Source organism: Aeromicrobium sp. SORGH_AS_0981 (genome assembly GCF_031453195.1).
Taxonomy (GTDB): Bacteria; Actinomycetota; Actinomycetes; order Propionibacteriales; family Nocardioidaceae; genus Aeromicrobium.
On the sequence record NZ_JAVIZD010000001.1, the window covers coordinates 891482 to 915605 of the forward strand.

Consider the following 24124-nt stretch of genomic DNA (forward strand, 5'->3'; position numbering starts at 1 on the left):
ATGAGCAACCTGGTACGTCACTCCCAGTTACCTTCGATGCCCGTTCTGCCCTGCCCTTGCAGGGTTCCTAGGGTGGTCCCATGAACACGCACGAGGGAGTCGCGTTCCGTTCCGAGAGCACGTCGGCGACCGCCCGGGAGGTGCTGGCGGACGCCCTGCGGCCCGCCGACCCGGTCGGCTCGCGCGCCGTCGAGCGGGAGACCGCCTGGCGTCGGCAGTACCTCGAGCACTTCCGTAGAGCCGTCGAGGCCGGGATCGGCGACGCAGCAGCCGCGCAGGCCATCGCGGCTGCCGGGCTGCGCAGCGCGCACGCGGCGATGCGGTTCGGCGACGTCGGCCTCGACGCCGCCGTCACCGACGCTCCGCTGGACCAGGTGCTCCACACGACCACCGTCGAGGGCGGCGCCGAGCCGGAGACGGAGCTGACGCTGCCCTACCGCGGGGAGCGGCTCCGGGGCGACGCCCTGCTGCGCCAGCTCGACGCGTGGGTGGAGCGAGGCGTGGTGACGGCCTCGTGCGCCGAGGCCGTGCGGCACGTGCACGAGAACCCCGACTGGCTGCGGCTCGAGGGCGACGTCGTGGCGGTGCTCGGCGCGGGAGCGGAGATGGGCCCGTACCGGGCGCTGCAGCGCTGGGGGGCCGAGGTCGTCGCGCTCGACCTGCCCCGCGCCGACGTGCAGGAGCGCATCGCCCGGGTCGCGACCGACGGTGCGGGGCGGGTGCACGTGCCGACGCGGATCGTCACGAGCGGGCGGGGCGACGGCGGGGCCGACGTCGGCGCCGACCTCGTGCGCGAGCTGCCGGCGGTCGTACACTGGCTGGGCTCGTTCGCCGGGTCGTCGCGGCTGGTGCTCGGCAACTACTGCTACGCCGACGGCGGCCTGCACGTGCGCGTGTCGATGGCGGCCGACGCGCTCGCCGCGCACCTGGTCGCGGAGCACCCGCGGACCGCGCTGGCGTTCCTCGCGACCCCGACCGACGTGTTCGCGGTGCCCGCCGAGGAGGTGGCCCGGTCGCAGGAGGCGTACCGCAAGGGCCGGGTGGGGCGGGTCGCCCGGCACGCGACGCGGGTGGTGAGCGGCGGCCGGCTGCTGCAGCGCAACTACCCGCCCGGCGCCGACCCCGGGCTCTGCGACGCGCTCGTGCCGCAGCAGGGCCCGAACTACGCCCTGGCCAAGCGCGTCCAGCGCTGGCGTGCCACCGACGCGCGAGCCGGGGGCACGACCGTGTCGCTCAACGTCGCGCCCGCCACCCGCACGCGGTCGGTGGTGAAGAACAAGGCGCTGGCCGCCGCGTACGCGGGCGCGCACCGCTTCGGCGTCGAGATCTTCGATCCGGCGACGTCGAACACGCTCATGGCGGCGCTCCTCGTGCACGACCTGCGGGCCGGTCTGGCGCCGGAGGCCGAGCCGTGGCGGGACGAGGCGCGCGGAGCCGCGCACGGCGGGCTCTGGACCGCGGCCTACCACCCCCGCTCCGCCCTCGGCCTCGCCGCCGTCCTCGGCGTCGGGGCCCTCCGCAGCTGATTCCCCCCTACCCTCCCCCCACCCGCCCCCTGCCCTCCCCGCGTTCTGTGGACTTGGTGACGGTTTTCGGGACAGAAACCGTCACCAAGTCCACAGAACGCGGGGAGGGGGCGGGCTGGGGTCAGAGGCGGAGGTCGGCGGCCTGGTCGAGCGGGGCGCGGGTGGTGCGGTAGGAGGCGGTGGGGTGGTCGGGGTCGGGGTGGCCGAAGGAGATGCCGCAGACCACCTGACGGTCGTCGTCGAGCTCGAACCACTCACGGAGCAGCTCCGAGCGCATGGCGAGCGCCGCCTGCGCGCACGCGCCGAGCCCGAGCGCCTGCGCGGCGAGCAGGAACGACTGCACGTAGAGCCCGCAGTCGACCGCGCCGTACACGCCGAGCGAGCGGGTCGTCGTCACGATCGCGACGTGGGGCGCGCCGAAGAACTCGAAGTTGCGCATCGTCTGGGCGGCCGAGCCGGCCCGGTCGCCCTTCACGACGCCGACCGCCTCGTAGAGCTGCCAGCCCGACTCCCGGCGACGCTCCGCGTAGACACCCTCGTAGGAGGGCGGGAACTCCAGGTCGGGCCCGAACCGCTCGTCGTCGGCCATGGCCTGCTTCAGCCGCTCGGTCTCGCCGCCGGCCGTGACGACGACGTGCCACGGCTGCGTGTTGCACCACGACGGCGTGCGCTGCGCGGCGGCCAGCAGCCGCTCGATGGTGGCGGTGTCGACCTGCTCGTCGGTGTAGCCGCGACAGCTCCAGCGGTCGGCGAGCAGACCCTCCAGGACGTCGATCGGCGCGCTCATCGGCCCTCGAAGCGGGCGGGCCGCTTGTCGAGGAAGGCCTGGATGCCCTCCTGGGAGTCGGCGGTGTCGGCGAGCTCGCGCTGCAGCCGCAGCTCACGCTCGAGGGTCTCGTCGAGGCTGCGCAGCGTGGTGGCGTTCATGGCCTGCTTGGTGGCGGCGTAGGCGCGCGTGGGACCGCCGGCCAGCGTGGCGACGAGCCCGGCCACCTGGTCGGCGTAGTCGTCGCCGCAGCACCGGTCGATGAGTCCCATCTCGGCCGCCCGGCTGGCGGGGAGGCGTTCGCCGAGCAGCGAGAGCCGAGCCGCCCGGGCCCGACCCACCGACGCCGCCAGCAGCTCGGTGGCGCCGCCGTCGGGCATCAGGCCGATGTTGACGAACGCCTGGAGGAAGTACGCCGACTCGTGCGCGACGGTGACGTCGGCGGCGAGCGCCACCGACATCGCGATGCCGGCGGCCGGACCGTTCACCGCGGCGACGACCGGACGCTCGGTCGCCACGATCGCGCGCACGAGCCGGTTGCCGTTCTCGTGCGTGCCGCCGCGCTCGAGCCGACGCAGGTCGGCGCCCGCGCTGAAGGCCGCGCCCGCTCCGGTGACCACGACGACGCGGGCGTCGGTGGTCTCGACGGCCTCGGCGGCCCGCGCGAGCATGGCGCCGTCGACGGCGTTCATGACCTGCGGCCTGTTGAGGGTGATCGTGAGGACGCCCTCGGCGTCGTCGAGCAGCAGCTCCGACGCGGTGTCGGGCTCGTCGGTGGTCGACTCGGTCACGGTCGTCTCCATTCTCCGGTGATCGCTTGCACGACGGCGGCGAGGACGAGGGGTTGGTCGAGCATCACGTGGTGCCCGGAGTCGCGGACCACCGTGACCGGCACGTTCCCGCCGAGGCGGGCGGCGACGGTGTCGGTGATGTCGGTCGTCGCCATGCCGCGGTCGCCGCGCAGGAGGGCCACCGGGCAGTCGGCCTCGGCGAGCTCCTCGGGCTCCATGCGCGAGCGCAGGAAGATGCGCGGGTCGAACTTCCAGCGCCACCCGCCCTCCACCTCGCGGACCGACGTGCGGGCGACGTGCTCGTGCACGTAGTCGAGGGTCGCGTCGTCGGCCGGCAGCGTGCGGAAGCGACGGAGGATGCTGGGCAGGTCGGGGTAGACCTTCTGCGGCGGCAGCCCCCGGCCCGACGCGACCCAGGCACGCGTCTCGCTCGACATCTCCTGGACGGGGGAGTCGACGGCGACGGCACCGGCGAGCGAGGCGCCGTGGTCGCGTGCGGCCGTGAGGGCGACGAAGCCGCCCATGCTGTGCCCGACGACGACCGGCGGTGACGGGCTGAGCTGGTCGGCCGCCACCGCGACCACCTCGTCGGCCCACGTCTCGAGCGTGTAGGCGTCGCGGTGGTCGCTGTCGCCGTGGCCGCTCAGGTCGAGCGCGACCACCCGGTGCGGGGAGGAGGGCGCGTCGAGCAACGGCCCGACGTGGTCCCACCAGCCGGCGTGCGCGGCGCCGCCGTGGACGAGCACGGTGACGGGCGCGTCGGCCGGGCCCCAGGCGCGGTAGGCGATGCGGGCGCCGTCGACCTCGACCGACGCGTGCTCCGGAGCGCAGGCGAGTGCCTCGTCGAACCACGCGGGTCGCTCCACGTCGCCTCCAGAGAAACCATCAGCCTTGACTGTTCCTGATCCCCCCAGCAGGCTACCGATGACAGCAGACCACCTCGGAGGCACCCATGACCCTGGCCGGAACCACGATGATCATGTCCGGCGGGAGCCGCGGGATCGGCGAGGCGATCGCCGTCCGCGCGGCCCGTGACGGCGCGAACGTCGTGCTGCTCGCGAAGACCTCCGAGCCGCACCCGCGGCTGCCCGGCACCATCCACACCGCGGCCGCCGCGATCGAGGAGGCGGGCGGTCGCGCGCTGCCGCTCGTCGGCGACGTCCGCGACGACGCGTTCGTGGAGGACGCGGTCGCCCGGGCCGTGGAGACCTTCGGCGGCATCGACCTCGTCGTGAACAACGCCAGCGCGATCGACCTGTCCCGCACCGAGGACATCTCGATGAAGAAGTACGACCTCATGACGCAGATCAACGCCCGCGGCACCTTCCTGCTCTCGAAGCTGTGCATCCCGCACCTGCGCGCGTCGGCCAACCCGCACGTCCTCACCCTCAGCCCGCCGATCAGCACCGACCCGCGCTGGTTCGGCACGTTCACGGCCTACGCGATCGCGAAGTACGCGATGAGCCTCGTGACGCTCGGTCTGGCCGAGGAGCTGCGCGCCGACGGCATCGCCTGCAACTCGCTGTGGCCGCGCACCGCCATCGACACCGCCGCGGTGCGCAACGTCGTCGGACCGGGCCTGGAGTCGAGCTCGCGGACGCCGGCGATCATGGCCGACGCCGCCTACGCGATCCTCACGCGTCCGAGCCGCGAGTGCACGGGGAACTTCTTCATCGACGACGACGTGCTGGAGGCCGAGGGCGTCACCGACTTCTCCGTCTACCTCAACGGCGGACGCGAGGAGGGCCTCGCGCTGGACTTCTGGGTCGACCCGAAGGGTCCCCACGACGCGAGCAAGCGGCTGTAGGAGATGCCGCCGGGCGTCGGCCGTGCGACGGTCGGCGCATGAGCCCTGCGCCTCACCGCTCCATCGCGCGTGCCGTCGTCGGCGGAGCCGTCCTGCTGGTCCTCGCCGTCGTCGCGGGCGCCGTCGCGATCGACCTACGCGACGACGGCCGCCGTCGGCGACCGGCTCCTGCGGGCGCTGCCCCCCGTGGTGGTGCTCGCGCGGGAGAGCTGGTCGGCCGACCTCGTCGACCTGCTCTGCGCGGAGGTGCAGCGCGACGCCCCGGGGCAGGACGTGTTCCTCGACCGTCTGCTCGACCTGGTGGTGCTGGCCGCCGTCCGCGCCTGGCTCGCGACCGACGACCGGGCGCCCGCCTGGCACCGCGCCGGCGCCGACCGGGTCGTCGGGCCGGCACTGACAGCGGTGCACGAGCGACCCGAGCAGCCCTGGACGGTCGCCTCGCTCGCCGCCGAGGCCGGTGTGTCCCGGGCCGCGTTCGCACGTCGGTTCACCGAGCTGGTCGGCGAGCCTCCCGGGCAGTACCTGACCTCGTGGCGGCTCGCCGTCGCGGCTGACCTGCTGGAGCGGACCGACGCCACCCTCGAGTCCGTGGCCCGCCAGGTCGGCCACGGGAGCCCGTTCGCGCTCAGCGCCGCGTTCAGCCGGGTGAGGGGCGTCAGTCCGGCGACGCACCGCGCTCGCGCGAGGGTCGGCTGACGTCTCGGCCTCACCGCGCGGCTGCCGCGACCGCAGCGGCGTCCGGATGGACGGGGGAGAGCGCCTCGAGCGTGGGACGGCCGAACCAGTACCCCTGGAAGAGGGGTACGCCGAGGTCGAGGAGGGTCGCGTACTCGGCCTCGGTCTCGACCCCCTCGGCCAGCACGACGACGTCGAGCGTGGAGGCCATGACGACGACGGCCTGGACGACGGCCTGGCGGGCAGGGTCGGTGTCGATCCCGCGCACGAGGTGCATGTCGATCTTCACCAGGTCCGGCCGCAGGTCGACGAGCCGGGTGAGTCCGGCGTGGCCGGCGCCGAAGTCGTCGACGGCCATCGTGAAGCCCTGGCGGCGGTACTCCTCGACGATCGACACGAGGTGCTCCGGCTCGTCCACGCGCTCGTCCTCGGTGAGCTCGAAGACGAGGGAGGCGAGCGGGAAGCCGACACGGGCCGCGGTGGCCAGGGTGGCGCGCAGGCAGGCCACCGGCTCGTAGACCGCGTTCGGCAGGAAGTTGATGGAGAGCCGCAGGTCGTCGTCGGCGGGGAACAGCCGCGCCGCCAGCTCGATCGCCCGCACCCGGCAGTCCTGGTCGAACCGGTAGCGGTTCGCGTCCGTGACCTGACCGAGCACCGACGTCGCCGACTCACCGCCGGGGCCGCGGACGAGCGCCTCGTGCCCCCACACCCGCCCGTGCTCGGCGTCGAAGATCGGCTGGAAGGCCATCGTGAAGTCCAGCGACTCCGCGTCGTCGCGACATCCTGCACACCCCACGAGCACACTCCCTGGTGTCCCGGTCCGGCCAGGACGCGAGTCTGATTATTCTCTCAGGTTTTCCGCCACGCCGCAGGCGCTGCTCCGCGGCGGGTCGGCGTCCGGGCCCGGCTCACGGGACGACCTTGACGAACTGCGCCCCGCGCAGGGCGGCACAGGCAGAGGGGAGAGTGACGGATCCCTCCGTCGCACCGCTCTCCAGCGACCTGACGACGCCGCCGACCTCGATCTCCTGCCCGATGCGCGTGACCTCCCGGGTCCCGTCCACCCGACGCCGGACGAGCGTGGTCCCGTCCCACGAGACCAGCGTCCGCGCGAAGGCGGGGACCACGACCTCCGTCCCCGTTCCGATCACGACGCACCCATTGCGCGTGGAGAGCGTGCTGCTCAGCAGGGGCAGCCTGAAGGACTCGTCGGGGTCGTAGGTGAACGTCGCCAGCGCGGCCGACGGCCCGGTGGGCTCGGCCGACGACGTCGGGCTCGGCGTCGCGCTCGCCGCCGTCCGCGGTGCAGGAGCGTCGCCTTGAGCGACCACCGACGCGACCACACCGGTGGCGCCGCCGAGCGCGAGCGCGACGCACAGGGCGGCGACCGCGAGCCTCGTCCTCATGCCGGCCTCAGCAGCCGTCGCGGACGAGCTCGGGCCGCGCGCCCTTCGTCACCTCGACGAACGAGACGCGCGACGCGTCCGTCAGCCGGTCCGGCGACTCGTCGAACAGGAAGCCGATCCAGGTGCCGGCCGCGCTGTCCTCGATGAACACGCCGGTCTGCCCGTAGCCGACGGCCTCGGGCTCGGACGTCGACCCCTTCAGCTCCCCGTACCTGCTGCCGACGCCGAAGCCCGCCTCGGTGTCCACGCCCTCGCCACGCACGCCGATCGAGCGCACCTCGCCGGCCCGCGACGTCTGCACGTCCACGGCGTCCACGTACTCGTCGCGCCACGCGAGCGGCCGGACGGGGCACCCGTCGGTGGGGTCGGCGACGTCGGCGACGAAGTAGCCCGTCGCGAGCGCCTGCTGGCGAGTCATGCCGACCCGCACGGGACCGACGGCACCCGGCGCGACGACGAGCCGGTCCGGCGCCAGCAGGCCCGGTCCGGCCGACGGCACGCCCTGCTCCCCGCCCTGCGAGCCCCGTTCGGGGGCTGCGGCGACCCACGCGGTGGCGACGCCGAGCACGACGGCGACCCCCAGCACGGCGGCGGCGATCCTGGTCCTCATCATGGTGTTCCTCTTCCTGAAGGTGTCTGTCCACCCTTCAGATGCCGGCCGGGCCCGAAAAGTTGTCGACGTCGCGCAGCTTCTCGCGCACCTCGCGGCGCGCGGCGTGGATCCTCGCCTTCACGGTGCCGAGCGGCGCACCCGTCAGCGCCGCGACCTCCTCGTAGGGCAGCGTGCCCAGGTCGCGCAGGACGAAGGCCTCGACCGCCGCGGGGTGCGTGCGCTCCAGCTGCTCCAGCGCCTCGAGGAGGTCGATGCGCGTGCCCGCGATGACGCTCGTCGTGCGGGGGTCGACGGCGTCCGGCAGCACGTCCCTCGACTGCTCGTCGAAGCGGCGCCGCAGCGAGCGGTAGACCTGACGGGCGGTGTTGGAGGTGACGACGGTGACCCATCCGCCGAACGAGCCGCGACCGCTGTACGTGTCGAGCTTCTGCGCGACCAGCAGGAGCGCCTCCTGGGCGGCCTCCTCCGCGTCGTGCGCGTACGGGAGGAACGCCGCGCACCGGCGCACGACGTGCGGACGCAGCCGACGCAGCAGGTCGTCGAGGGCGTCCGGATCCCCGGCCCGGGCACGGTCCACGAGCGGAAGCAGCTCCTGGTCGTCCATGAGACCCCATACTGTCGCGTGATGAGACAGATCGGACGCTACCGGCTGGACGCCGTCCACGGGTCGGGCTCGTTCGCGACGGTGTGGCGCGGGCACGACACGGCCCTCGACGTGCGCGTGGCGGTGAAGGTGCTCGCCGACAACTGGTCGCACCATGCCGACGTGCGCGAGCGGTTCCTCGAGGAGGCGCGGCTGCTGCGCCGCATCGAGAGCCCGCGCGTCGTGCGCGTCCACGACGTCGGCACCGACGAGGACGACCGGCCGTACTTCGTCATGGACTTCGCGGGAGGCGGGTCGCTCGACGCGGTGGCCGACGGCTCCCTCGAGCCCGACGTCGCCCTCGGCCTCGCGGTCGAGGCGTGCCGCGCCGTGCAGGTGCTGCACGACGCCGGGGTGGTGCACCGCGACGTGAAGCCCGCGAACCTGCTCCTCGCCGACGACGGCCGCGTGCTCGCGGCCGACCTCGGCAGCGCCAAGCGGGTCGCCGAGGCGTCGGGCTACACGGTCACGACGGGGACGCCCGCGTACATGGCCCCGGAACAGGCTCGCGGCGACGGGATCAGCGTCCGGACCGACGTGTACGCGCTCGCGGTGCTCACCTGCGTCCTGCTCACCGGCGCGTTCCCGTCGGACCCGTTCCGTCCGCTGGCCCGCACCGATCCGCGGACCGCCGCGGTGCTGCAGCGTGCGCTCTCCGCCGACCCGGCCCGACGTCAGGCCAGCGCCGCCGACCTGGGCTCAGAGCTCGACGCCGTCCTCTCGGGCGAGGCGGCGGAGCGGGGTCGTCGCTGGCCGACGCGGTGGGTCGCGGCGGCGGCCGTCGGCGCGTACGCCGGGTCGGCCACCGGCGCCTATTACCTCCTGACCTGAGGAGGGTCCGCGGCTACTGCGTGTCGACCGGCGTGCCCAGCTCGACCGTGCGGCTCACCGTGCACAGGCGGTCGTGGGAGCGGCGGATCGCGTCGGGGAGGCGCTCCGTCGCGGCGCGGCCGGCCTCGTCGTCGCCGAACGCGACGTCGAAGCGGACCGTCAGCCCCTCCATCCGGTTGCCGTCGTCGTCGCGCACCTTCTCCCCCGCCGAGGTCACCGAGAACCGCTCGGGCTCCGTGCGCTTGGTGGTGAGGAGGTCGACGTCGATCGCCGTGCAGCCGGCGACGGCGGCCAGCAGCAGCTCGACGGGCGTGAAGTCGTCGCTCGAGCCGTCGCCGATCACCATCTCCCCGCCACGGGCGTTCGTGACCCGGTACCGGCCCCGGCCGAGCCGCTCGAGGCCGACCTGACGATGCGTGTCGCTCATGCCCCCATCCTGCCGAACTAGTCCGACCGGATCATCTTCGGCGGGTTCGACCCGCGTCATGACCTCGCCGTTCTACCGTCTTCATCACGACGGCAACAGCTGGATCTCGGGAGCTGAACCCATGAGTGACTACCTCTACGACCTCGACGGCGACGTGATCGCCTTCCGACGGTCCTGGGACGACGAGCACGTCTTCGACACGTCCGGTCGCTGGATCGGGTGGATCCCGTGGGACGGCACCGACGTCGTCGACGAGCGCGGCCACTACCTCGCCTCGATCGTCGGCGACCGGCTCGTGCGCCGCAACGACTGCGGCAACCGGCGCTGCGCCCAGGCCGTCGAGCACCCCGACCGCGCCGAGCCGTCGGGCCGGCCGACCCGTCCGCTCGAGTTCCCCAACCGGTTCGCCTACGACGACGTGGAGCAGCTCCACCGCGCAGGCTGACCGGCCGCGGCGACTCGGGATGCCCCGAGCACCCGCCGCCCCGACGATGGAGGCATGACCCTCTCGCTCGTCACCGGTTCGACCGGCTACGTCGGCGGACGCCTCGTGCCCCAGCTGCTCGACGCGGACCACGACGTCCGCGTCCTCGTCCGCAGCCCCGAGAAGGCCGAGGCGCACGAGTGGGCCGACCGCGTCGAGATCGTGCCCGGCGACGCCACCTCCGACGACGACGTCCAGCGCGCGATGGAGGGCGTCGACGTCCTCTACTACCTGCTGCACTCGATCGGCGCGGGTCGCGACTGGGTCGAGACCGAGCGTCGCATGGCGCAGACGTTCGCCGACGCCGCAGCGGCGGCCGGCGTGCAGCGGATCGTCTACCTCGGTGGCATGGACCCCGAGGGCGAGGAGCTCTCGGAGCACCTGCGCTCGCGCAAGCAGGTCGGCGAGGTGCTCCTCGCGTCGGGCGTCCCGACGACGGTGCTGCAGGCCGGCGTGGTGATCGGGTCGGGCTCGGCGTCGTTCGAGATGCTCCGCTACCTCACCGAGCGCCTGCCGGTGATGGTCACCCCGACGTGGGTGCACACCCGCATCCAGCCCATCGCCGTCCGCGACGTGCTGCGCTACCTCGTGGGGAGCGCGTCGATGCCGTCCGACGTGAACCGGACCTTCGACATCGGCGGCCCCGACGTCCTCACCTACCTGGAGATGATGCAGGGCTACGCGCAGGTCGCGGGTCTGTCCCGACGCCGCGTGGTGCCGGTCCCCGTGCTGACACCGGGCCTGTCGAGCCACTGGGTCGGCATCGTGACCCCCGTCCCGGCGAGCATCGCCCGCCCGCTCGTGGACTCGCTGAAGAACACCGTCGTCGCGGCCGAGGACGACATCAGGCAGTACGTGCCCGACCCGCCCGAGGGGCTGATCGGCTTCGAGCGGGCCTGCGAGCTCGCGCTCACCAAGATCCAGACGCTCGACGTGCCCACGCGCTGGTCGTCGGCCGCGACCGCCGGCGCACCGTCGGAGCCCCTGCCGTCGGACCCCGACTGGGCGGGCGGGTCGCTGTACAAGGACGAGCGGACGCGCGAGGTCGACGCGTCGCCGGAGTCGCTCTGGACGATCATCGAGGGCATCGGCGGACGCAACGGCTGGTACTCCTGGCCGCTGGCCTGGTGGATCCGCGGTCTCATGGACCGGCTCGTCGGCGGACCGGGGCTGCGGCGCGGTCGGCGCAACCAGAGGGACCTCGTGGTCGGCGACGCACTCGACTTCTGGCGCGTCGAGGCCACCGACGACAGCACGTTCCTGCGGCTGCGGGCCGAGATGCGGGTCCCGGGCCTGGCCTGGCTCGAGCTGCAGGTCGGCTCGACGGAGGGTGGCACGACCACGTTCCACCACCGGGCGCTCTTCCACCCGCGCGGGCTGCTGGGCCACGCGTACTGGTGGGCGGTCTGGCCGTTCCACGGCATCGTGTTCGGCTCGATGCAGCGCAACATCGCCCAGGCGGCGGAGCGGCTCGAGCGCGGTGAGGACCCCAAGGCCCACCACGGCATCCGGCGTCGCTAGTAACCGAGCCGACGCGGGTGGGACCGGGAAATTTGCGTCACACCCCGGCCGGGTGCACGATCCTTCGGTGAGCCTCTTCCGCACGAAGACCGTCGAACGGTCGATCGCCGAGACCGACGAGCCCGACCACCGCCTGAAGAAGGACCTCTCCGCCTGGGACCTCACGGTCTTCGGCGTGGGCGTCATGATCGGCACGGGCATCTTCGTGCTCACCGGCCAGGAGGCGCACAAGAACGCCGGTCCGGCCATCGTGCTGTCGTTCGTCATCGCCGGCGTCGTGTGCGGCCTGGCCGCGCTCTGCTACGCCGAGTTCGCGTCGACGGTGCCCGTCGCGGGCAGCGCCTACACGTTCTCCTACGCGACCCTGGGCGAGTTCATCGCCTGGATCATCGGGTGGGACCTCGTGCTGGAGCTCGCCCTGGGTGCGGCGGTCGTGTCGCGTGGCTGGTCGGCGTACCTGCAGGAGCTGTTCGACCTGCCGACGTGGCTCGCCGGCGGCGACGCCCTGCCCGACATCGCCGCCATCGCGATCGTCGTCGGGCTCACGACGCTCGCCGTGTTCGGCACCAAGCTGTCGGGACGCTTCACCGGCGTGCTCGTGGTGGTGAAGGTCGCCGTCGTGCTGTTCGTGATCGTGGCCGGCCTGTTCTTCGTGAAGGCCGCGAACCTCACCCCCTTCGTGCCCGCGTCGCAGTCTGCCGACCCGAAGAGCGTCGGCTCCGGCCTCGACTCGACGCTGCTGCAGTCGATCTTCGGCGTCGAGCCGACGGTCTTCGGCATCTACGGGATCATCGCCGCCGCGTCGGTCGTGTTCTTCGCCTTCATCGGCTTCGACATCGTCGCCACGTCGGCCGAGGAGACCAAGAACCCGCAGCGCGACATGCCGCGCGGCATCATCGGCTCCCTCGCGATCGTCACCGTGCTCTACGCGGCCGTCGCGTTCGTCGTCACCGGGATGCTCAAGTACAGCGACGACCGCATGAACACGGGGGCGCCGCTCGCCGCCGCCTTCTCGGCCAACGGCCTGGAGTGGGCCAGCAAGATCATCTCCGTCGGCGCCGTCGCCGGCCTCACCACCGTCGTGCTCGTGCTCATGCTCGGCCAGGCGCGCGTGCTGTTCGCCATGGCGCGCGACGGCCTGCTGCCGCAGGGCCTCGCGAAGGTGCACCCCCGCTTCGGGACGCCCTACAAGATCACGATCATCACGGGCGTGTTCGTGGCCGTGCTCGCGGGCTTCGTCCCGCTCGACGAGCTCAGCAAGCTGGTCTCGATCGGCACCCTGTTCGCCTTCGTGGTCGTCTCGGCCGGCGTCATCGTCCTGCGTCGCACCCGACCCGAGCTCGACCGCGCCTTCCGCGTGCCGCTCGTGCCGCTGATCCCCGTCCTGTCGATCGCGGCCTGCCTGTGGCTGATGGTCAACCTGTCGGTCGAGACGTGGCTGCGGTTCCTGGTGTGGATGGTGCTCGGCATCGTCCTGTACTTCGTGTACGGACGCCGTCACTCCCGGCTCGGGATCGACCAGGCGGCCGGCAGGGCCTAGCCGCGCTTGACGCCCGCGTGGAAGACGCGGACGTTCTCTCGCCAGCCGCCCAGCGCGTCGTACGGCATCGGGTCCTCCGCAGCCTTCTTGCGCACGTCGCGACGCCGCTCGGTGGTGTCGAAGCCCAGGTCGAGGGTGTCCGTGCCGCGCATGAGCGACTCCAGCGCCTCCGGCGTGTACCGCCAGTAGTCGATGGGGCACGGGTGGTAGCGCCAGCTGAACAGCGTCGACGTGTACACGAGCCCCCCGGGCCGCAGGATCCGCACGATCTCCTCGCCCGCGAGCCACGGGCGGTCGATGTGCTCGAACACGTCGACGCTGAGCACGACGTCGAACGAGTCGTCCTCGATCTCGGGGCAGTGCGTGATGTCGCCGAGGATGACGCCCGGGCCCGTCTCGGCGAGGTCGAGGTTGAGGTACTCGAAGCGCTCCGCGTCGAACACGCGGTCGCGGGGGTGACCGCGGCCGCCGATCTCCAGGACCCGACCCCCGGTGATGCCGGACTTCGCGAGGACGAGCGCGAGGTGCTCGTTGATGCGCTCGTCGCGCACGGGGCCGTGCGTCCACTCGTCGCGCAGCCGGTCGAGCTCGACCAGGTCGGGGTCGCGCGGCGGGGGCGGAGGCGTCCAGATCCGCCGCGCGAGACGTTCACGGAGTCCGGGCATGCGCGCGACGCTAGGCCCGGTGCATGACGATCGGGTGGAGTGCAGGCGAACGTCAGACGGCCGCCGGCGACTCCGCCTCCGACGTCAGCGCCCGCACGTGGTGGCGGCTGCGCGGCACGACGAGCGGCGTCCCGCTGACCGGGTCGGGGACGACCTGGCAGGCCAGCCCGAACACGTCCTCGACGACGTCGGCGTCGATGACGTCGGCCGGACGTCCCTGCGTGACGATCGCGCCGTGCTTCATCGCGATGATGTGGTCGGCGTAGCGGAACGCGAGGTTGAGGTCGTGCAGGACCATCGCGATGGTCTTGCCGTGCTCGCGGTTCAGGTCGGTGAGCAGGTCGAGCAGCTCCACCTGGTGGTTGATGTCGAGGTAGGTGGTGGGCTCGTCGAGCAGCAGCAGGTCGGTGTCCTGCGCGAGCGCCATGGCCACCCAGACCCGCTGCCGCTGGCCACCCGACAGGGCGGTGATCTGCCGGTCGGCGAGATCGGCGGTGCCGGTGGCCTCGAGCGCCTGCGCCACGGCGGCGTCGTCCTCCGCGCTCCACCGCCGGAACCAGCCCTGGTGCGGGTAGCGGCCGCGACCGACCAGGTCGGCCACCGTGATGCCGTCGGGGGCGACCGGGGTCTGCGGCAGCAGCCCCACCACCCGCGCCACGTCGGTCGGACGCTGGTCGTGCACCGACGTGCCGTCGAGCAGGACCGTGCCGGTGCGCGGCTTGAGCAGGCGCGCGAGCCCGCGCAGGAGCGTCGACTTCCCGCAGGCGTTGGCGCCGACGATCACCGTGACCTGGCCGGGCGGCACCTGGACGTCGAGGTGGGACACGACGTCGGTGTCGGCGTAGCCGAGGGTGAGGTCCTCGGCCCTGAGATCGTGTTCGCGGGAGTCGGTCATCCTCCGCGTCCTTCCCGGTTGACGGTGGCGAGGAGCCAGATGAGGTACGGCGCCCCGACGGCGCCGGTGACGACGCCCGTCGGCAGCGAGACGGGCAGGGCGTGCTGGGCGACGAGGTCGGCGGTGAGCACGATGATCGCGCCGACGAACGCGGCAGCCGGCAGGCTCGCGGCGTTGCCGACCAGTCGGACGGCGATGGGCCCGGCGATGAGCGCGACGAACGACAGCGGCCCGGCCGCGGCCGTCGCGAGGGCGACGAGCACGACCGAGAGCGCCAGGAGGCCGAGCCGCGAGCGCTCGACCCGGACCCCGAGCGCCGACGCGGCGTCGTCGCCCAGCTCGAGCGCGCCGAGGCGTCGCGAGAGGACGAAGGCGACGGGCAGCAGCACGGCCACGGCGACGAGCAGGGCGCGCAGCTCGAACGGGCCGGCCGAGCCGACGGACCCGACCAGCCACGTCATGGCCTCGCGCGCGTCGCTGAGGTCGGCACGGGCGATGACGTAGCCGGTGAGCGCGGTGAACAGCTGGGAGAGACCGATGCCGACGAGGATGAAGCGGTAGCCGGTGATGCCGCCGCGCCACGCGAGCAGGTAGATGGCGATCGAGGCGAGCAGGGCGCCCACCAGGGCCATGACCGACGTCGCGACGGCACCCCAGCCGGTGAACAGGATCGCCGAGACGGCGAACAGGCTCGCGCCACCGGAGATGCCGACGAAGTCGGGCGAGGCGAGCGGGTTGGCGAGCAGACGCTGGAACACCAGGCCCGCCACGCCGAGCGCGAGGCCCGAGCCCAGGGCCGTCGCCGCGGTGGGCAGGCGCAGGTCGAGGACGATGAAGTCGACGCTCGGGTCGTCGGTGAGCCGGAACGCGCTGCCGACGACCTCCCAGGGCGACAGGACGAAGCTGCCGATCATCATCGTGACCACGAAGAGGGCGAAGGTGACCGCGGCGAGCACCAGCGTGATGGTCGTGGTGCGGGCGCGGTGGGCGCGGCGCTGCGCGCGGACGGCGCGACGCAGGGGCGTCTCGAGGGTGCTCACAGCTGCGCCAGGTCCTTGCGTCGGACCAGCAGGATGAAGGCCGGCGCACCGACCACGCCGAGCACCACGCCCACCTGCAGCTCGCTGGGGCTGACGAGCACCCGACCGAGCACGTCGGCGCAGAGCAGGATGATCGGGCTCAGCAGGAACGTGTACGGCAGGATCCAGCGGTAGTCGGGTCCGCAGAGGGCGCGTGCGATGTGCGGGACGACGAGGCCGACGAACACGATCGGCCCGCAGGCGGCGGTCGCGGCGCCACCGAGCAGGGCGACGGTCACGAACACGACCACACGGGTCAGGCGCACGCGCTGGCCGAGGGCGACGGCGAGGTCGTCGCCGAGCGCGAGCCCGTTGAGCGAACGACCCAGCAGCAGGGCCACGGCGATGCCGGCGACCAGGAACGGCCAGGTCTGCGACAGCACCGGCAGGTAGCGTCCGCTGAGCGAGCCGACCTGCCAGAAGCGCAGCTCGTTCAGCGCCTGCAGGTCGGTCATGGTGACGCCCGTGGTGACGGAGTACAGCGATGCGCTGACCGCGGCGCCGGCGAGGGCGAGCTTGACCGGGGTCGCCCCCTCGCGTCCGAACGAGGCCACGCCGTAGACCACGACGGTCGCGATGCCTGCGCCGGCGAACCCGACCCACACGGACGTCGACTGGCTGAGCCCGTCGAACAGCATGACCGCGACGACGATGCCAGCCGCGGCACCCATGTTGATGCCCATGATCCCGGGATCGGCGAGCGGGTTGCGGGTGACGCCCTGCAGGAGTGCTCCGGCGAGCCCGAGGCCGGCCCCGACCAGCAGGCCCAGCAGCGTCCGGGGCACGCGCAGCTCGCGGATGACCGTCTGCTCCGCCGACGACGGGTCGTAGTCGGTGAACGCGGTCCAGATCGTGTGCAGCCCGACACCGCGCGCGCCGATCGTGATGCTGACGAACATCACGACGGCGAGCGCGCCGAGGAGCAGGAGGGCGCCGAGCCCCAGCCCCACGGTGGAGCGGTGCCGCGGGGCGGGGGCCTCGACGGGCTGCGGGCGCTGGACGGTGGCGGTCACGTGAGGTCCGGGTCGGCCTTCTCGACGGCATCGCTGAGCTGGTCGAGCTGCTCGGCATAGTCGCGGTAGGTGCTGATCCAGTAGGCGGGCCAGGGAGTGACCGCGCCGGCCTCGACGGCCTTGATCTTGCGCCACGTCGGCTGCTTCTCGGCGGTCTTCGTGCTCTGCTCGAGGGTGCGGTCGTCCATGAGGACGAGGTCGGGCTGGTACTTGTCGGCGTTCTCCCACGACAGGTTCTCCCAGTAGGAGAAGTCGGGATCCGGAGAGTCGGGCACGATGATGTCGAGGCCGTAGCGGGCGAAGTCGGACAGCTCGGCCGAGTGCTTCGGCACGGCCACGTACAGGATGTCGTCGGCCGGGGAGACGCCCATCGCGGTGAGGCCGTCGGCCTCGGCGACCGTCGTCTTGAACCGCTCGCGCGCCTGCTCGAAGGCCTCCTTGTCGGACACGATCTCCTCGGAGTCGAGGTCGGCGCCGAGGGTCCCGGAGAGCTCCTCGAAGCCGTCGAGCATCTTCTCGACGGACTGGTCGGCGACCGGACCGACGACGGGCGCGAGCTTCGCGACCTTCTTGCTCGACTCCTCGACACCGTTCTCGAGGCCGCCGTACGCCTTCTCGGTGGTCCAGTAGCCGCTGACGATGAGGTCGGGCTTGAGGGCCGCGGCCTTCTCGGCGTCGATCTTGCCCCACGTCTCGCCGATGATCTCGATGCCGTCGAGGTCGACGCCCTGCAGCGCCTTGGTGTCCTTCAGCGGCTGGCTGAGGAAGATGCCGACGGGCCGGATGCCGTGCGCGATGAGCGCGGCGGCGGACTCGCCCTGCGCGATGATCCGCGTCGGCACCTCCTCGGCGGTGTACGTCTTGCCGTCGCCGGAGGTGTAGGTCCAGGCGTCGCCGGAGGCTGCGTCGTCCCCCGAGCCGGAGCCGCAGCCGGCGAGCACGAGTGCTGCCGCGGCGGCCAGCAGGGTGAAGCGCGGGCGCAGGGTCATGGGACGTCCTCTCGTAGGCCGTAGGACACACTAACTTAGGTGAGCCTCAACTACGCAAGGGGCGGTGAGCGGGGTCACGCGACCGTCGTCCCCGGCCGGTCGGCTACCGTTCCTGGCTGACCCGTGGTGCGACGAGCGGAGGAGGAGCGACGTGACCCTGGAGCTCGTCGACGACGTCCCGGAGGCCGCGTGGTTGTGTGCCTCTGAGTCCGACCACGTCGCCGCCGAGTCGACCCTGTGGTTCGGGTCGGCAGGGTTCGAGGCCCACGCGCGCGTGCTCCAGCTGCCCGATCCCGCGTACGACCGGCAGCCCGAGGCCGAGCTGGCCGACGAGGTGCTCGACGGGGCACCGAGCGACGTCGAGCTCGTCACGGGCATCGTCGACGTGCTCGGCTCGTCGTCGGACGACCTCCGCTTCTTGCTGTGGGACGGGTACCCCTACCGGCCCGCGCTGCCCGCCACGTCACGGTTCGACCTCGTCGGGCTGCGCCAGTACGTGCTCGCCCGGGGCACGGTCGGCGACTGGGCTCGGTGGGTGGCGGACGCTGCCGAGCCGCACGGTCGGGCCTTCCCCCCGGCGTTCGCGTGGCCCGCCGACCGCACGTGGTGCGTCGCCTTCGACGTCGACGCGCACTTCGCCGGCGTCGGTGCGTCGGAGGAGGCGATCACCCGCCTGCTCGACGCCGAGGGGCTCACGACCGTCCGGGCGTCTCGCGAGTCCAGGCCCCCGCTCTACGGCTGATCCACAGGGCGGATCCGGGCCGAAGGGGGGTGTCCGAGGGTGTCCCTAGGTTGGGGACATGGACGGGAACGGCAACGCGGGAGTGCTCGAGGGACTCACGTCCCTCGCGCGTGAGCGCGCGCGGGCCGAGGCCTCCGAGCTGGTCGCGATGCTGCGGTTCCGCGACGCCGAGCTGGTCCGTACCGCCGGCATCGAGTCGCCGATGGTGCGGCTCGTCGATCGTTCGGCGATCGCGCTGGAGATGGGCCAGGCGATGGGCCTGTCCGAGGGGCAGGTGACCGGCCGACTCGCCGCCGCCGAACGCCTGCGCGAGCGAGCGCCCCAGACCTGGCTCGCGTTCCGCCGCGGCGACGTCGACTGGGCCCGCGGGCGCGAGATCGCCTCCACCCTCCTGCTCCTCCAACGACCCGAGTCCCACGACCGGCTCGACGACACCGTCGTCGCCTACGCCAAGGCCCACACCGTGGCCGAGCTGCGGGCCTGGCTGAAGCGGTTCGTCGCCCGGGTGGAGGCCGAGGAGGCCGCAGCCCGGGCGGAGGCCGCCCGCCGCCAGCGCGACGTGCAGGTCACCCACGTCGACGACGCCATGGCCTGGATCAACGCCTTCATCCCCTCCCACCAGGCCGCCGCCATCGACGCCCGCCTGCGCCGCACCCCACGCCCCGACGGCGACGACCGCACCCGCAGCCAGCTGCGCGCCGACGCGTTCGTCGACCTCCTCCTCGCTCAGGACACCCCCACCACCGGCCGCGCCCGCACCGACATCGGCGTCGTCATCGACGCCGACGTCCTCGCCGGCGCCGAGCCCGGACCCGCCGTGGCCGACGACGGCACCTGGACCGTCCCGGCCGAGTGGGTGCTCGAGCACCTCGACCCCGACGACACCTTCTTCCACCGCCTCCTCGTCGACCCCATCACGCGCGACGTCCTCGCCCACGAGTACGTCGGCCGGTTCGCGCCCGACGTCCTCGCCACCGCCATCAGCTTCCGCGACGGCGTCTGCCAGGCCCCCGGCTGCCTACGCCCCGCCCGCGACTGCGACCTCGACCACCGAGAACCCCACCCCAGAGGCCCCACCCAGGGATCCAACCTCTGGGCACTGCACCGCCGACACCACGCCATGAAGAGCCACAGGACGCTCCGCTGGATCCTGCCCTCCGGACGCACCGTCGACGCCGAACCCGCCACCCACGGCGTCCCCGACGGCAACACCTCCGACGTCGAACGCGCCGTCGCGCGAGGCCTCAGCGACGACGAGCGCTAACCACACATCGCCGCAGAAGTGTGGATAGCGAGCCATGGCTATCCACACATGCACGCCCCTGAACGCCGACGCCCCCGCGACCAGCAGGTCGCGGGGGCGTCGGACGAGCGGTCGGCTCAGACGAACTTCTCGCCGTTCTTCGCCTTCTCCAGCAGCAGGGCCGGGGGCTCGAAGCGGTCGCCGTAGGTGGCGGCCAGCTCCTGGGCGCGACGCGTGAACGCCTCGACGCCGATCGAGCCGTCGGCAGCCTCGTAGCCGTTGACGTACTGGATCGCGCCACCCTGCAGGGCCGGGAAGCCGATGCCGAAGATCGAGCCGATGTTGGCGTCGGGCACCGTGCGGAGCACGTTCTCCTCGAGGCACTTGATCGTCTCGAGGCTCATGATGAACGTCAGACGCTCCTTGAGGTCCTCGAAGTCGGGCTGCGTGTCCGACGTCGGGAACTGCTCACGCAGACCCGACCAGAGGCCGACGCGCTTGCCGTCCTCGTAGTCGTAGAAGCCCGCACCCTTGAGGCGGCCCGAGCGGCCGAGCTCGATCATCGTGTCGATGACGCCCTCGCCCGCGTTGCCCTGCCACGTGCCGCCGGCAGCCTCGACGGCCGCCTTCGACTCGTTGCGGATCTTCGTCATCAGCTCGAGGTTCAGCTCGTCGCTGAGCTGCAGCACCGGCGCGGGGAAGCCCGCGATGGTCGTGGCGCGCTCGATCGAGACCGGGTCGACACCCTCGGCCAGCATGCCGATGCCCTCGTTGACGAACGTGCCGATGACGCGGCTCGTGAAGAAGCCACGGCTGTCGTTGACGACGATCGGCGTCTTGCGGATCTGCTGGACGTAGTCGAGCGCACCCGCGATGGCGGCGTCGTCGGTCTTCTCACCGGCGATGATCTCGACCAGCGGCATCTTGTCGACCGGGGAGAAGAAGTGGATGCCGATGAAGTCCTCGGGACGCTCCACGCCCTCGGCCAGACCCGTGATGGGCAGCGTCGACGTGTTGGAGCCGAGCAGGGCGTCGGGCTTGACGACCTTCTGGATCTCGCCGAAGACGTCGTGCTTGAGCTTGACCGACTCGAAGACGGCCTCGACGACGAGGTCGCAGCCCTCCAGGTCGGCGTAGTCGGCCGTCGGCGTGATGCGCGCGAGGAAGGCGTCGACCTTCTCCTGCGTCGTGCGGCCACGCTCGAGCTTCTTCGCCAGCAGCTTCTCGCTGTAGGCCTTGCCCTTCTCGGCCGCCTCGAGCGAGACGTCCTTGAGCACGACCTCCATGCCCGCCTGCGCCGAGACGTACGCGATGCCCGCGCCCATCATGCCGGCGCCGATGACGGCGACCTTCTGGAACGTCTTCGGCTCGATGCCGGCCGGACGCGAGCCGCCGGCGTTGATCGACCCGAGGTCGAAGAAGAAGGCCTGCGTCATGTTCTTGAACTGCTGGCCGACGAGGAGCTCCACCAGGTAGCGGGACTCGATGCGGCTGGCGGTCTCGAAGTCGACCTGCGCACCCTCGACCGCGGCGGCGAGGATGTTGCGCGGCGCCTTGTAGGGCGCACCCTTCGTCTGCTTGCGCAGCATGGCCGGGAACGCGGGCAGGTTGGCGGCGAGCTTCGGGTTCGACGGGGTGCCGCCGGGCATGCGGTAGCCCTGACGGTCCCACGGCTGCTTGGCCGCGTCGTCGTCGCCCTGCACCGACTCGATCCACGCCTTCGCGGCGTCGAGGAGCTGGTCGGCGGGCACGACCTCGTCGACGAGGCCGATCGACTTCGCCTTGGCCGGCTGCATGCGCGGACCCTGGAGCAGGATGTTCATGAGCGCGTCCTGCAGGCCGAACATGCGGACCGTGCGGGTCACGCCGCCGCCACCGGGCAGCAGGCCGAGGGTCACCTCGGGCAGACCGATCTCGAGGCGGACGTCGGCCGCGATGCGGTGGTGCGCGGCGAGCGCGATCTCCAGGCCACCGCCGAGCGCGGCGCCGTTGATCGCCGCGACGACGGGCTTGCCGGCCGTCTCGAGCTTGCGCAGCGTGGCCTTGATGCCCTCGACGTTGTCGAAGAGCTTCTGCGCGTCGGCCGGGGTGGCCTGCGTCATCAGCTTGAGGTCGCCGCCGGCGAAGAAGGTCTTCTTCGCCGAGGAGATGATGACGCCCTTGATGCTGTCGGCGTCGGCCGCGATCTCGTCGACCAGGCGGTCGACGGCCTTCGCCATGGACGTCGCGTAGGCGTCGTTCATGGTGTTGGCGTTCTGGTTGGGGTCGTCGAGGACGAGGTTGACGATGCCGCCCTCGACCTCGTAGCGCACTGCTTCGGTCATGGTGTCTCTCTTCTCCTGGGTCAGACGCGCTCGACGATGGTGGCGATGCCCATGCCGCCGCCGATGCACAGCGTGGCCAGGCCGTAGCGCTTCTCGCGGCGGTGCAGCTCGTCGACGAGCGTGCCGAGGATCATCGCGCCGGTCGCACCGAGCGGGTGGCCCATGGCGATCGCGCCGCCGTTGACGTTGGTCTGCTCGTGCGGGTAGTCGTCGAGGTCGCGCATGAGCTTCATGGCGACGGCGGCGAACGCCTCGTTGATCTCGATGAGGTCGATGTCCTCGATGGAGAGGCCGGCCTTGTCGAGCGCCTTGCGGGCGGCGGGGCCGGGGCCCGTCAGCATGATCGTCGGCTCGGAGCCGATGACCGCGGTGGAGACGATGCGGGCGCGCGGCGTGAGGCCGTGGCGCTGGCCGGCGTTCTCGTTGCCGATCAGCACGAGCGACGCGCCGTCCACGATGCCCGAGCTGTTGCCCGCGTGGTGGACGTGGTTGATCTTCTCGACCGTCGTGTACTTCTCGAGCGCGACGGCGTCGAAGCCGGCGAAGTCGCCGAGGTCCTTGAACGACGGCTTGAGACCGGCGAGCGACTCGGCGGTGGTGCCCTCGCGCACGAACTCGTCGTGGTCGAGGATCGTCATGCCGTTGACGTCCTTGACGGGGATGACGGAGTTCGCGAAGTAGCCGTTGGCGATCGCCTTGGCCGCGCGCGCCTGGCTCTCGGCGGCGAACTGGTCGACGTCGTCGCGGCTGAAGCCCTCGAGGGTCGCGATGAGGTCGGCGCCGATGCCCTGCGGCACGAAGTCGGTGTCGAGCGCGGTCCGGGGGTCCATCGCCCAGGCGCCACCGTCGGAGGCCATGGGCACACGGCTCATGGACTCGACGCCGCCGGCGACGATGAGGTCCTCCCAGCCGGACTTCACCCGGGCCGAGGCCTGGTTGACGGACTCCAGTCCGGAGCCGCAGAAGCGGTTGAGCTGCACGCCGGCCACCTGCTCGCCGAACCCGGCGGCGAGGACGGCGGTGCGGGAGATGTCGGCGCCCTGGTCGCCGACGGGGGAGACGACACCGAGGACGACGTCGTCGACCTGGTTCGCGTCGAGGTCGGGGTTACGGGTCTTGATCTCCTCGAGCAGGCCGTTGAGCAGCGAGATCGGCTTGACCTCGTGCAGCGAGCCGGTCTTCTTGCCGCGTCCGCGCGGGGTGCGGATCGCGTCGTAGATAAAAGCCTCGGTCATGTCAGTGTCCTTCGTGTAGAACCTTCGGTGCCGATTGTGACACCACTGCTGTCAGAGTCGCTAGTGACCCGGCTGATCGTGACGCGGGTCACTCCGACCGGCCGCCGGTCTTGACGCTACGCTCTCGCAGGTGACCGACGGCCCGAACGAGACGATGAGCGTGGAGCAGCTGGCCACACGTGTCGACATGACGGTGCGCACGGTCCGCTTCTACGCCGGTCGGGGGCTCATCCCGCCGCCCCGACGCGCGGGGCGCAACGGCTACTACGGGCCCGACCACCTGGCGCGGCTCGAGCTCGTCAAGGAGCTGCAGGCGCACGGCTTCACCCTGGCCGCCATCGAGGGCTACCTCGAGCAGATCCCCGCCGACGCGACGCCCGAGCAGGTGGCTCTGCACCGCACGCTCCTCGCGCCCTGGACGCCGGAGATGCCCGAGACGCTCGACCGCTCGATGCTCGAGAGGCGCGCCGGTCGCAGCCTCAGCGACGACGACCTCGAGGTGCTGGTGGCCATCGGCGTCGTCGAGCCGACGCCGACCGAGGACGTGTTCCGGCTCGCGCCCGCCCACCTGGCCGTCGGCATGGGCTTTCTCGACGCCGGCCTGCCCGTCGACGCGGCACTCGCCGCACGGAGGGTGATCACGGAGCACGGCCGGGCGCTCGCGGTCGAGCTGACCGAGCTGTTCCGCACCCTCGTCTGGCCGCACCTGGTCGCGTCAGGTCAGCCGCCGGAGCTGATCACGGCGATGATCGAGCGGTTCAAGCCGCTCACCGTGCAGGCCCTCGTGACGTCGTACGAGGAGGCCGTCGACGACGAGAAGCGGCGCACGGTCCGGCGTCGGGCCAACGAGCGCGACTGAGGTCACGCCCCGCTCGTCGAGCGCCCCTTCCGTGCCCTCGGTACGCTGAC

At 72.2% G+C, this 24124-nt stretch carries 25 protein-coding genes; 10 read left to right on the top strand and 15 right to left on the bottom strand.

Going from position 1 to position 24124, the window contains the following annotated elements:
* Positions 1-80: 80 nt before the first annotated feature.
* Entirely contained in the window at positions 81-1526 is a 1446-nt protein-coding gene (locus QE370_RS04580) for a hypothetical protein (protein WP_309633596.1), read from the top strand.
* A gap of 121 nt (positions 1527-1647) precedes the next feature.
* On the opposite strand, the gene QE370_RS04585 is transcribed toward QE370_RS04580, so the two are convergent.
* From QE370_RS04585 to QE370_RS04595, 3 genes are read right to left on the bottom strand one after another with little or no spacing between them, the layout of a single operon-like run.
* Positions 1648-2313 carry a nitroreductase gene (locus QE370_RS04585; RefSeq protein ID WP_309633597.1) on the bottom strand — a complete coding sequence of 222 codons (666 nt, stop codon included), beginning with the start codon at positions 2311-2313 and terminating at the stop codon, positions 1648-1650.
* A complete protein-coding gene (locus tag QE370_RS04590) occupies positions 2310-3083 on the bottom strand; it encodes an enoyl-CoA hydratase-related protein (protein ID WP_253021500.1) in 774 nt (257 codons plus the stop codon). The genes QE370_RS04585 and QE370_RS04590 overlap by 4 nt, the downstream gene beginning before the upstream one ends.
* Complete coding sequence (locus QE370_RS04595; RefSeq protein WP_309633598.1) at positions 3080-3949, bottom strand: alpha/beta hydrolase; 870 nt, start codon at positions 3947-3949, stop codon at positions 3080-3082. The genes QE370_RS04590 and QE370_RS04595 overlap by 4 nt, the downstream gene beginning before the upstream one ends.
* 86 nt (positions 3950-4035) lie before the next feature.
* Between QE370_RS04595 and QE370_RS04600 the strand changes: the two genes are divergently transcribed.
* Together QE370_RS04600 and QE370_RS04605 are read left to right on the top strand one after the other, a co-directional pair.
* Positions 4036-4890: an NAD(P)-dependent oxidoreductase gene (locus QE370_RS04600; protein WP_309633599.1), complete on the top strand. Its 855-nt coding sequence runs from the start codon at positions 4036-4038 to the stop codon at positions 4888-4890.
* A 69-nt stretch (positions 4891-4959) separates the two neighbouring features.
* The gene (locus tag QE370_RS04605; RefSeq protein WP_309633600.1) at positions 4960-5586 is read left to right on the top strand and encodes an AraC family transcriptional regulator; all 627 of its coding nucleotides are present in this window, start codon (positions 4960-4962) and stop codon (positions 5584-5586) included.
* A gap of 10 nt (positions 5587-5596) precedes the next feature.
* On the opposite strand, the gene QE370_RS04610 is transcribed toward QE370_RS04605, so the two are convergent.
* From QE370_RS04610 to QE370_RS04625, 4 genes are all read right to left on the bottom strand, one after another.
* Positions 5597-6367: an EAL domain-containing protein gene (locus QE370_RS04610; RefSeq protein ID WP_396127800.1), complete on the bottom strand. Its 771-nt coding sequence runs from the start codon at positions 6365-6367 to the stop codon at positions 5597-5599.
* A 106-nt stretch (positions 6368-6473) separates the two neighbouring features.
* The gene (locus QE370_RS04615) at positions 6474-6971 is read right to left on the bottom strand and encodes a hypothetical protein (RefSeq protein ID WP_309633602.1); all 498 of its coding nucleotides are present in this window, start codon (positions 6969-6971) and stop codon (positions 6474-6476) included.
* Between the two features lie 7 nt (positions 6972-6978).
* Entirely contained in the window at positions 6979-7584 is a 606-nt protein-coding gene (locus QE370_RS04620; RefSeq protein ID WP_309633603.1) for a hypothetical protein, read from the bottom strand.
* 34 nt (positions 7585-7618) lie between these two features.
* Positions 7619-8188: an RNA polymerase sigma factor gene (locus QE370_RS04625; RefSeq protein ID WP_253021515.1), complete on the bottom strand. Its 570-nt coding sequence runs from the start codon at positions 8186-8188 to the stop codon at positions 7619-7621.
* 21 nt (positions 8189-8209) lie between these two features.
* Between QE370_RS04625 and QE370_RS04630 the strand changes: the two genes are divergently transcribed.
* The gene (locus QE370_RS04630; RefSeq protein ID WP_309633604.1) at positions 8210-9058 is read left to right on the top strand and encodes a serine/threonine-protein kinase; all 849 of its coding nucleotides are present in this window, start codon (positions 8210-8212) and stop codon (positions 9056-9058) included.
* Between the two features lie 13 nt (positions 9059-9071).
* Here QE370_RS04630 and QE370_RS04635 read toward each other — a convergent pair whose 3' ends face one another.
* Positions 9072-9485 carry an OsmC family protein gene (locus tag QE370_RS04635; protein WP_067860915.1) on the bottom strand — a complete coding sequence of 138 codons (414 nt, stop codon included), beginning with the start codon at positions 9483-9485 and terminating at the stop codon, positions 9072-9074.
* Positions 9486-9606: 121 nt separating this feature from the next.
* Between QE370_RS04635 and QE370_RS04640 the strand changes: the two genes are divergently transcribed.
* From QE370_RS04640 to QE370_RS04650, 3 genes are all read left to right on the top strand, one after another.
* Positions 9607-9930: a 4-fold beta flower protein gene (locus QE370_RS04640; protein ID WP_253021520.1), complete on the top strand. Its 324-nt coding sequence runs from the start codon at positions 9607-9609 to the stop codon at positions 9928-9930.
* A gap of 54 nt (positions 9931-9984) precedes the next feature.
* On the top strand, positions 9985-11490 hold the full coding sequence (locus QE370_RS04645; RefSeq protein ID WP_253021522.1) for an SDR family oxidoreductase: 1506 nt from the start codon (positions 9985-9987) through the stop codon (positions 11488-11490).
* Positions 11491-11557: 67 nt separating this feature from the next.
* Positions 11558-13030 (top strand): amino acid permease, encoded by a 1473-nt coding sequence (locus QE370_RS04650; protein ID WP_253021524.1) that lies wholly within the window; start codon positions 11558-11560, stop codon positions 13028-13030.
* On the opposite strand, the gene QE370_RS04655 is transcribed toward QE370_RS04650, so the two are convergent.
* From QE370_RS04655 to QE370_RS04675, 5 genes are read right to left on the bottom strand one after another with little or no spacing between them, the layout of a single operon-like run.
* Positions 13027-13695 (bottom strand): class I SAM-dependent methyltransferase, encoded by a 669-nt coding sequence (locus QE370_RS04655; RefSeq protein ID WP_309633605.1) that lies wholly within the window; start codon positions 13693-13695, stop codon positions 13027-13029. The genes QE370_RS04650 and QE370_RS04655 overlap by 4 nt on opposite strands.
* Positions 13696-13747: 52 nt before the next feature.
* Positions 13748-14590 carry an ABC transporter ATP-binding protein gene (locus tag QE370_RS04660; protein WP_309633606.1) on the bottom strand — a complete coding sequence of 281 codons (843 nt, stop codon included), beginning with the start codon at positions 14588-14590 and terminating at the stop codon, positions 13748-13750.
* The gene (locus tag QE370_RS04665; RefSeq protein WP_309633607.1) at positions 14587-15630 is read right to left on the bottom strand and encodes an iron ABC transporter permease; all 1044 of its coding nucleotides are present in this window, start codon (positions 15628-15630) and stop codon (positions 14587-14589) included. The genes QE370_RS04660 and QE370_RS04665 overlap by 4 nt, the downstream gene beginning before the upstream one ends.
* A complete protein-coding gene (locus QE370_RS04670; protein WP_253024502.1) occupies positions 15627-16682 on the bottom strand; it encodes an iron ABC transporter permease in 1056 nt (351 codons plus the stop codon). The genes QE370_RS04665 and QE370_RS04670 overlap by 4 nt, the downstream gene beginning before the upstream one ends.
* Positions 16679-17671 (bottom strand): ABC transporter substrate-binding protein, encoded by a 993-nt coding sequence (locus tag QE370_RS04675; protein ID WP_309633608.1) that lies wholly within the window; start codon positions 17669-17671, stop codon positions 16679-16681. Before QE370_RS04675 ends, QE370_RS04670 begins: the two co-directional genes overlap by 4 nt.
* A gap of 151 nt (positions 17672-17822) precedes the next feature.
* On the opposite strand from QE370_RS04675, the gene QE370_RS04680 reads away from it, so the two are divergent.
* Together QE370_RS04680 and QE370_RS04685 are read left to right on the top strand one after the other, a co-directional pair.
* Positions 17823-18413 carry a hypothetical protein gene (locus tag QE370_RS04680; protein WP_309633609.1) on the top strand — a complete coding sequence of 197 codons (591 nt, stop codon included), beginning with the start codon at positions 17823-17825 and terminating at the stop codon, positions 18411-18413.
* Positions 18414-18471: 58 nt separating this feature from the next.
* Positions 18472-19677 (top strand): DUF222 domain-containing protein, encoded by a 1206-nt coding sequence (locus QE370_RS04685; RefSeq protein ID WP_309633610.1) that lies wholly within the window; start codon positions 18472-18474, stop codon positions 19675-19677.
* Between the two features lie 116 nt (positions 19678-19793).
* Here QE370_RS04685 and QE370_RS04690 read toward each other — a convergent pair whose 3' ends face one another.
* Complete coding sequence (locus QE370_RS04690; RefSeq protein WP_309633611.1) at positions 19794-21980, bottom strand: 3-hydroxyacyl-CoA dehydrogenase NAD-binding domain-containing protein; 2187 nt, start codon at positions 21978-21980, stop codon at positions 19794-19796.
* Positions 21981-22000: 20 nt separating this feature from the next.
* The gene (locus QE370_RS04695) at positions 22001-23215 is read right to left on the bottom strand and encodes an acetyl-CoA C-acetyltransferase (protein WP_309633612.1); all 1215 of its coding nucleotides are present in this window, start codon (positions 23213-23215) and stop codon (positions 22001-22003) included.
* Between the two features lie 130 nt (positions 23216-23345).
* Between QE370_RS04695 and QE370_RS04700 the strand changes: the two genes are divergently transcribed.
* Positions 23346-24074 carry a MerR family transcriptional regulator gene (locus tag QE370_RS04700; RefSeq protein ID WP_236749767.1) on the top strand — a complete coding sequence of 243 codons (729 nt, stop codon included), beginning with the start codon at positions 23346-23348 and terminating at the stop codon, positions 24072-24074.
* The last annotated feature ends 50 nt before the right edge of the window (positions 24075-24124 follow it).